The 8,743-nt window shown below is 66.7% G+C and carries 6 protein-coding genes; 2 read left to right on the top strand and 4 right to left on the bottom strand.

Annotated features, from left to right (window positions below; translation table 11 throughout):
- Nucleotides 1-277: 277 nt before the first annotated feature.
- A complete protein-coding gene (locus VGD20_RS02925) occupies nt 278-1,117 on the top strand; it encodes a hypothetical protein (RefSeq protein ID WP_331133013.1) in 840 nt (279 codons plus the stop codon).
- Nucleotides 1,118-1,233: 116 nt separating this feature from the next.
- On the opposite strand, the gene VGD20_RS02920 is transcribed toward VGD20_RS02925, so the two are convergent.
- The 3 genes from VGD20_RS02920 to VGD20_RS02910 form a co-directional block, all read right to left on the bottom strand.
- Nucleotides 1,234-2,661, bottom strand: a complete 1,428-nt coding sequence (locus VGD20_RS02920) for an FGGY family carbohydrate kinase (RefSeq protein WP_331133012.1) — start codon at nt 2,659-2,661, stop codon at nt 1,234-1,236.
- A gap of 105 nt (nt 2,662-2,766) precedes the next feature.
- Nucleotides 2,767-4,170: an FAD-binding oxidoreductase gene (locus tag VGD20_RS02915; protein ID WP_331133011.1), complete on the bottom strand. Its 1,404-nt coding sequence runs from the start codon at nt 4,168-4,170 to the stop codon at nt 2,767-2,769.
- 1 nt (nt 4,171) lies between these two features.
- Nucleotides 4,172-5,725, bottom strand: a complete 1,554-nt coding sequence (locus tag VGD20_RS02910; protein ID WP_331133010.1) for a glycerol-3-phosphate dehydrogenase/oxidase — start codon at nt 5,723-5,725, stop codon at nt 4,172-4,174.
- Between the two features lie 65 nt (nt 5,726-5,790).
- On the opposite strand from VGD20_RS02910, the gene VGD20_RS02905 reads away from it, so the two are divergent.
- Complete coding sequence (locus VGD20_RS02905) at nt 5,791-6,708, top strand: LysR family transcriptional regulator (RefSeq protein WP_331133009.1); 918 nt, start codon at nt 5,791-5,793, stop codon at nt 6,706-6,708.
- On the opposite strand, the gene VGD20_RS02900 is transcribed toward VGD20_RS02905, so the two are convergent.
- Entirely contained in the window at nt 6,654-8,663 is a 2,010-nt protein-coding gene (locus tag VGD20_RS02900) for an alpha-glucosidase (protein ID WP_331133008.1), read from the bottom strand. The genes VGD20_RS02905 and VGD20_RS02900 overlap by 55 nt on opposite strands.
- Nucleotides 8,664-8,743: the final 80 nt, after the last annotated feature.

Raw genomic sequence — 8,743 nt, 5'->3', positions numbered from 1 at the left:
ATAGATGATCAGCAGCACCGTCAGCGCATAGCGGCGGTAGGCCGGCGACATCGGCGATATGAGGGGCGGGGCGGGGGCTTCGGTTTTCATCTCATCCTCTCATCATTATCTCTTATTTCGTCACCCCGGACTTGATCCGGGGTCCCGCTTCATCCGTTGAGGAAATAAGCGGGATGCCGGGTCAAGCCCGGCATGACGAGGGTTTTTCCGTTCCTGCGAAGGCCAATTGACTCCCGCCCCCGACACGATATGACAGCGTTGTCTGAAAGGGAAGCCATTGCCCGAATTGCTCGTTCTTCAATCGGTCTGGGGCCTCGACAAATGCCCCGGTTTCGACATCGAAAACCGCCTCGACGAAGCGTTGAATGAGGTCGTCGCCGCGGGCTTCGACGGCGTCGGCGTCAACCTTGCCCGGATCGCGCGCACCGACGGCGTCGCGCGCGTGATGAACCCGCGCGGCCTCGCATGGGAGGGACAGGTGCTCGTCCATGACGCGAGCCAGCTCACGCACTGGATCGGCGAGGCGCAGCGGCTCGGCGCGCATCACCTCAACGTCCAGATCGCCGGCCCGACCGCCGACTTCCGCGCCGCGCTGCGCCTGATCGACAGCCTCGTCGCGGCGGCGAAGGACGCGCCGCTCCCCGTCTGGTTCGAAACGCACCGCGGCCGCCTCACCAACGACCTGCTCTTCACGTTGCAATTGCTCGAAGAGCGCCCCGGCCTGCCGCTCACCGCCGACCTTTCGCACTATCCGGTGGCGGGCGAGATGGAACTGCCGCTCCGCCCCGACCAGCTCGCGGCGATCGAGACGATCCTGCAGGGCAGCCACAATTTCCACGGTCGCATCTCGACGACGCATCAGGTACAGGTTGCGCTGAGTGCCCCGCAGCACCAAGGCTGGCTCGACCAGCATATCGCCTGGTGGCGCCGCGGTTTCGAACTCTGGCTCGAACAGGCGCGCGAGAGCGACGCGCTGACCTTCATGTGCGAACTCGGGCCTCCTCCGTACGCGATCACCGCGCCGGACGGCAGCGAACTGACGAACCGCTGGGATGAGGCGCAGCGCATGCGCGATATCGTGCGCGGGCTGTGGTGCGAGGTGGCGGGTTCGTCTTAGTGGAGGCGAGGGGTGCATAAGCACTTCGTCATTGCGAGCGAAGCGAAGCAATCCAGAGCGGCTTGTCACACTCTGGATTGCTTCGCTTCGCTCGCAATGACGGGGCTTTTGGTTTCTCACACCGCCACCGCATCCCGCCAGCGTGCAAACGCTCCATCGGCCTCATCGCACGACACCTTCGGCAGAAACTCCGCATCGTAACGCGCGAGCCGCTTCAGATCTCCCTCGCCAAACAGCCCTGCGCCCATGCCCGCCGCCAGCGCCGCGCCATAGGCGCTCGCCTCGCGCACCGCATGGCGCCGCACGGGCCGCTGGAGCGCGTCGGCCTGCAACTGCATCAGCGTATCGCTCGCCGACAGCCCGCCCGCGACGGGCAGCGCCTCGGGCACCGGCAAGGCGTCGGCAATCACGTCGGCGATCTCGCGAAATCGGAACGCGATGCCCTGCAACGCCGCCCGCGCGACCTGCCCCGGACCATCGGCAAAGCTCAGCCCCGCAATCAGCCCGCGCGCCTCGAACTTGCCGTGTGGCGCGCCCATGCCCGCAAGCGACGGCCGCACCACGACCTTCCCGGTATCGCTCACCGAAGCTGCCGCCGCCTCCATCGCCGCGGGTGACGCGAACAATCCCAGCCCCCCGCACAGCCACTCGATCATCGACCCGGTCGTGATCACCATCCCCTCGACGCAGAAGCGCGGCTTGCGGCCCGCGAAGGCCAGCGCTTCGGCGGGCATGCTGCTGTGGATCGTCTCGGGCGCCTCGCCCGTTCCCGCCATCAGCACCCCCGACGTGCCATAGGTCGCCTTCCAGTCGCCGCGACCCAGCGCGCCATGCGCGACCATCGCGGCCGCTTGGTCGGCAATCAGCGCGGTGATCGGTACCCGCGCGCCAAGCACAGCCGGATCGCTCTCCGCAATCGCGCCCCAGCTTTCGACCTGCGCCGGAAACATCGCCGCGGGCAGCTTCTGGTGCGCGAGCAACGCCGCATCCCATCCGGCGCCGGTCGCATAATCATAATAGCCCGTCAGCCACGCCGCCGAGGCATCGGTGACATGCGCGCCGCTTAGCTTGTAGATCAGCCAGCTATCGAGTGTTCCCCATTGCAGCCCCGCGGGATCGCGCCCGGAAAGCGCGATCGCCGCGGGCAATTTCGCCGACGGCACCTGCGGCCAGCCGGTGAATCCCGCCGCGCGCAGCTTCTTATATTCGTCGATCCCGCGCAGATCGCTCCACACCAGCATCGGCGCGACGGGCTCGCCGGTGGCGCGGTCCCACAGGACGATGCTCGCGCGCTGCGTCGTCACGCCGATCGCCGCGACATCGGCGATGCTGCGTCCGGCAGCCGCCAGCGCCCCGTCGATCACCGCGCGGCAGATGGTCCAGACTTCGGCAGCATCCTGCTCGACCAGTCCGGGCGCGGGGAATTGGCTCGCGATCGGCCTTTTGTCGACGCCCAGCACCGCGCCTGCCGGATCGACCAGCATGGCGCGGGCGCCGGTGGTGCCGGCGTCGAGTGCGAGGAGGAGGTGAACGCGCGTTGTCATTGGAAATTGCGGGCATCGTCATTGCGAGGAGCGAAGCGACGCGGCAATCCAGAGTAGGCGTAAACCGCTCTGGATTGCTTCGCTTCGCTCGCAATGACGAGGGGGTCAGACATCGGGTATCAGATTGCCCGGGTTCATGATCCCCTCCGGATCGAGAGCATCTTTCACGCGCCGCAGCAAGGCAACGCCGCTCTCGCCGAGGTCGTGGTGCAGATACGGCTTGCGCAGCCGCCCCGCGCCATGATGGTGCGCGACCCCGCCGCCATGCTTCGCGGTCGCTTCCATGATCGCGCGCCACCCGGCGAAATAGGCGGGCTCCATCTTCGCGCTGTCCTCGAAGGTCGCGGCGAAACTGAAATAGAGGTTGATGCCCGACCGATAGACATGACTGCTGTGCGCCGACGCGTTGATCACGCCCGGAATTTCATTGAGCGCGGCGATGCTGTCGTCATAGATCGCGCCGATCTCGCTCCAGCGCCCCGAAATCTCGACCGTGTCGGCGACATAGCCGCGCTCGAACATGTCGCGCCAGCTCGGCACATGGTTGCGCTTTTCGATCCATTGCTTCGCCGCCATCGGATCGCCCGCTTCGAGCCCCGCGCTCGCACAAATCTCGTGCATCGCCGCCAACTCGGCATCGACGCGGCTTTTCGGCCCCTCATGCACCATCAGCAACATCGCCTTGCCGTCGCGCTCATAGTCGCGGAACAAGCGCCGCACCTCGCGCCCGTCATATTGGCGCATCACCGGCGGGCGCCAGTCGGCGCGCACGATCTGCCGCTGCGCCTCGAATCCGGCGCGCATGTCGTTCGCATAGAAGATGCTGTAATCGCGGTGCGGCGCCTTGGCGCGCAGCGAAAAGGTCACGCCCGTGATCACGCCCATCACCCCCTCGGCGCCCATCAGCAGGTGGCGCAGATCGGGCCCCGCCGCCGCGCGCACGGCCTTGCCCAGCGTCACCAGCTCGCCGTTCGGCAGCACCGCCTCGATCGAATGGATAATGTCCTCGATATTGCCATAAGCGGTCGAGAACTGCCCCGAGGCGCGCGTCGACACCCAGCCGCCGACGCTGCTGATCGCGATCGACTGCGGCCAGTGCCCGATCGTCAGCCCGTGCGCCGCGACGGCTTCCTCGGCCTGCATGCCGTTCAGCCCCGCATCGAAGCTCGCGAGCAGATCGTCGCTGTCGATATACCGCACGCGGTTCATGCCGCTCATGTCGAGCAGGATCGCGTCGGGTGTCGGCTCGATTCCGCCGCAAACCCCGCTGCCAAGGCCATAGGGGATCAGCGGCACGCCGCGCTCGGCAGCAAATTTCACGATCTTCTGCACATCCTCGACCGACTGCGGCCGCACGACGCATCCCGGTGCAGGGACCGCTTCGCCGCGCCAGTCGCGCAGATGCTTGACCGCCCACTGATCGTAGCGACGGGCGTTCAGCGCCTCGGCGTCGCTCGCGACGCGGTCGGCGCCGATGGCATTGGCAAGGGCTTCGGCAATCGAACTCATCTCACTCTCCCAAAAGCCTGCGGTTCTCATCATTGATTCGGTGGCAATGCGCGATCTGCGCAGCCGTCATGGCGTCATCCCAGCCGAGCAGCGCGCCCATCGCTTCGGCAGCGGGCACCAGCGCGGCCAGGCCGGCATCCTCATCGAACCAGGCGCGCGCGCTGCGGCGCACCCAATAATCCTCGAGCGTCGCGGCGCCCTCATGCGTCACCGCGCGTGCGGCCTCCGCGGCGACATCGCCGCCCGCAATGATGATCTCGTTCGCTTCGTCGCCATAGAGCCCCGCCAGCCGCTCGGCAGCCAGCGGATCGAGCCCGTCCAGCCGCAGCGTCCGCGACCCGCCGGGCAGCGGTGCGTCAGCGGTCGAACAGGGCAGGGCGATGGCCCCCAGCCGCTCGACAACCAGATCGACGACGCGCTCGGCCATCGCGCGATAGGCGCTGAGCTTGCCCCCCGCGATCGACACCAGCCCGCTTGGCGATGTCCATATCTCGTCCTTGCGCGACACCTCGTTGGCCTTCTTCCCTGGCTGCGCGATCAGGGGCCGCACCCCCGACCAGAGCGAGACGATCTCGCCATCGCGGATCGGGTCGATGCGCAGCGCCGCCTCGGTCGCGCGCAGCAGATAATCGATGTCGCCCCGCGTCGGCGCGGGCCAGTAATCGGCGCCATCGTGAAACACGTCGGTCGTCCCGATATAGGTGAAAGCTCCACGCGGCACCGCAAAGATGCTGCGCTTGTCCGGCGCGCGGATGATGATGGTCGCATTGATCGGTAGTCGCTCGCGCGGCAGCACCAGATGGATGCCGCGGCTCAGCGACATGCGCACGTCGCCTTCGCCAGCCTCCAGCCCGCGTACCGTGTCGACCCATGCGCCCGCGGCGTTCACCACCAGCTTCGCCTTGATCCGGGCGCCCAGCCCGTCATCCAGCGTCGAGGTCGCCACCAGCCCGTCGCCCGTCAGTTCGGACGCCGCGGCATGATTGACCACCACCGCCCCCGCGCCCTGTGCGCTGCGGATATTGGCGAGCACCAGCCGCGCATCGTCGGTCAGGAATTCGGGGTACAGCACCGCGCCATTGAGCCTGTCGGTGCGCATCAGCGGCTCGCGCCGTCGCAGTTCCGCCAGCCCGATCACCTCATGCTTATCGGCCTCGGGCACGTCGCCCAATTTCTCGAAGGTCCAGAGCCCCGTCCGCAGCTTTGCGGTCATCGCCATGTTGGTGGTCGGGATCAGAAAGGGCGACAGCCGCGCCAGATGCGGCGCGATCCGCCGCAATATCTGCCGCTCCGACGCCGCTTCCTTGACCAGCGCAATGTCACCCTGCGCCAGATAGCGGAGGCCGCCGTGGATCATCTTCGACGACCGGCTGCTCGTCCCGCTCGCATAGTCGCGCGCCTCGACCAGCGCGACCGACAGCCCGCGCATCGCCGCATCGCGCGCGATCCCCGCGCCGGTGATCCCGCCGCCGATCACTGCAAGGTCGAACGTCCGCGATTCCAGTTCGGCAAAGACCTGCCGCCGCGTCCGCGCATCGAGTTGGGTGCTGCTCATAGATTCACGCTAAGCGCATCACAGCGCCATTGGTATTGCATAATGGGAATGATATGGTGCGCGCCATGAACCTCCGCCGCCTCCGCCATTTCGACACGCTCTACCGTCTCGCCAGCTATGCGCGCGCAGCCGACGAACTCGGCCTCACCCAATCGGCGCTCACCCGTTCGATCCAGAAGCTCGAGGAGGAACTGGGCGCCACCCTCTTCGACCGCACCACCCATTATGTCCGCCCCACCAGCGATGCCGACCGGCTGATCCGGTCGGCGCGCGACGTCATTGCGGCGTCGGCGAACCTTGAACAGGAGGCGCGCGGCCTCGGCCAGCCGAGCGGCGGCACCGTCGCGGTCGGCAGCGGCCCCTATCCGCTGCAACCCCTGCTCACCGAAGCGATCGCGCGCTTTGCCGAAATGCATCCGGGCGTCCGCGTCACCGTTACCGGCGGCCCGTCCGAACAATTGCTCGAAACGCTCGTCGACCGCCGCCTCGATCTCGTCGTGTGCAACCGCGCGAAATTCGCGTCGTCGGGCCATGCCGACGAGGTGCTGTGCATCCCGCTGCCGCCCGAGCCGCTGATGCTCGTCTGTGCGCCGGGCCATCCGCTTGCGAAAGGAGAGGGCGACAGCGCCGACTTCGCCTGGGCGCTCCCGCGTCCTGCGCCGGGCAGCAATTTCCCCCGCGCGCTCCGCGCTCGCGTCGCCGCGGGGCAGTTCCCCGATTACGAACTCGATTCCACCGCCGCCTGCCTCGACATGGCGGCGAGCGGCCGTGCGATCACCGTTGTGCCAGAGCGGCTCGCGATACGCAGCGGCCTCGCGATGATCGCGCTCCCGCCGTCCGAAGTCACCCGCGACGCCATCCATCTCCTCCGCAACCGCAGCCGCAGCGCGCTCGTGGCGGCCTTCGTTACGGTGCTGAAGGAGGTTGCTCAGGCCGAGACGATCCTGTCGAACAGCGCGCTATCGGCGGACCCCGCGCGATAAAACACTGGCGGCTGCCCGAACGGCGCCGCAACGGTCACGTCCGCTCCCCCTGCGTAGGTCTTGCCCGACCAGACATGTGCCCACTCGGCGCCGGCGGGCAGGTAGGTCGTCCACTCGCGCTTCCCCGCAGCGATCACCGGCGCGACGAGAAGATCGGGGCCCAGCAGGTAGCTCGTCTGGATCGCATAGGTCTCCGGATCGTCTTCGAAATGAAGGAAAAGCGGCCGCTGCACCGGCAACCCCGTCTCCGAAGCCTCCTGCGACAACCGCCGCAAATACGGCGCCAGATGCGCATAGATCCGCGTCATCTTCGCAAAATGCGCGAGCAGTTCGGGATCGTCGTCATATTGCACATTCTGCCGCGGCCGGTTGCCCTCGTGCGTGCGGATCATCGAGGTGAACGCCGACATTTCGGCCCAGCGCATCGCCAGTTCGGTATCGCGCGTCGTGTCGAACAGGCTCGTATAGCCGCCGCAATCGCTGTGATGGTGCGCGTTACCCAGCATCCCCGCCGACAGCGCGGCGCAGATCACCGTGCCGATCCCGTCGTGGCGCGAAAAATCGACCGCCTGGTCGCCCGCCCACAGCATCGGGCAATGGCGCTGAACGCCCGCGGCGCCCGATCGCATGAATACCATCATTTCGCCCGTCTGCCCGCGTCCGGCGATGCCCTTCGCATTGACCGCGCCCCACAGCGCCGGCCAGCGGTTGTGCGCCGTCATTCCGCTCTCGCCATTCGCCAGCCGCACATCGACGGGCAGATATTCGCCGAAATCGGCCATCCAGCCCGACAGCCCGAAATCGATCATCTTCTCGCCGATGATCGTATCGGCGAACCACGCCGCCGCTGCCGGATTGGTGAAGTCGACATGTCCGCAATCGAACTCACCGAAATCAATGATATAGGGTTCGTCCCTGTCAGGGCGCATCACCATGAATCCCTGCGCCGCAGCTTCGGCATAGAGCGGCCCGTCGACCGCCAGATAGGGATTCACATAACCGAGAAACCGAATGCCGCGCTCGTTGAGCTCGGCGATCCGCGCCGGCAATTCGGGATAGCGCTCCGCATTCCACTGCCAGTCCCAGAACAGCCGGTTGCCGAAGCTGGTGATCCTGAGGCCCACCCAATCCTCGCACCAGAGTCCCGACACCGCGACCCCGGCGTCCTCATAGGCCTTCAATCGCGCAAAACTGTTATCGCCGTCCTTCAGTCCGATGACGGCGCCCTTGAGCAGCCATTCTGGCAGCGGCGGCTGGCGGCCGAAACGATCCGACAGCGCCGACACCAATTCGGTGAAATGCGGCCGCGCCCACAGCTCGATCCTCGCGGGAATCTCCCACACCTCGACCTCGTGATAATCCGCATTGCGGAAATCGAACGCTGCATAGGCAAAGCTGTCGACGTGCAGCGCATAGCGCCGCGAACTCACATAGGTCGGCTGCGGATAATTGGTGTGCGCATAGCTGCCGCCGCCCCCCGTGCGGTGCGCCTCGACCTGCCGGAACAGCTCCGACGAGGGATCGCGCCCGACCCCGGGCTCGCTCGACCAGAGCGGGAAGTGCCGCCCGCGGAGGTCGAAGTAAGAGAATTGCTCGCCGCCGCCCCACACATGCTCGCCTGCGTCGGCGGGTACGCGGAGCCACAGTCGGTTGAGCGTCGCGTCGAGCGCTGTCAGCGCGATCACCGCATTGTCGCCATCGCCTGAAACCACCGCTTCGAGCAACCACGGTTTCCCCGCCGCCTCGGCGAAACGCGCGACATTTCCTGCAACCTCGACATGCGCCAGCGCGATCCGCTCGATCACCTCTTGCGAAACGTCGAAATGGCCGAGCTTCGAATGGACATGCGGCACCCCGCGCCCGACGAAGAAACAGGGTGCGCTGTCGCCGTGCGTCAGGATCACTTGCCCGCCGAGGCGGAGCGCAAAGCCGGTGTCGAGCGCATCGAGCGCCATGGGGGAGGATCCTTTCGGGCTTCTTATAATATCCTCCCTGTCGCGAAGCGATGGGGAGGGGGACCGTTCGCGAAGCGAAT

This window comes from Sphingopyxis sp. (genome assembly GCF_036402335.1).
Classification (GTDB): Bacteria; Pseudomonadota; Alphaproteobacteria; order Sphingomonadales; family Sphingomonadaceae; genus Sphingopyxis.
Note: the sequence above shows the minus strand (reverse complement) of the source record. Positions and strands in the feature narration are given on the sequence as shown.

Bases quoted from the DNA above. Each gene is read 5' to 3' on its own strand.
- VGD20_RS02920 (WP_331133012.1), bottom strand. From the start codon at position 2,661: ATGACAACGCGCGTTCACCTCCTCCTCGCACTCGACGCCGGCACCACC.
- VGD20_RS02915 (WP_331133011.1), bottom strand. From the start codon at position 4,170: ATGAGTTCGATTGCCGAAGCCCTTGCCAATGCCATCGGCGCCGACCGC.
- VGD20_RS02910 (WP_331133010.1), bottom strand. From the start codon at position 5,725: ATGAGCAGCACCCAACTCGATGCGCGGACGCGGCGGCAGGTCTTTGCC.
- VGD20_RS02905 (WP_331133009.1), top strand. From the start codon at position 5,791: ATGAACCTCCGCCGCCTCCGCCATTTCGACACGCTCTACCGTCTCGCC.
- VGD20_RS02900 (WP_331133008.1), bottom strand. From the start codon at position 8,663: ATGGCGCTCGATGCGCTCGACACCGGCTTTGCGCTCCGCCTCGGCGGG.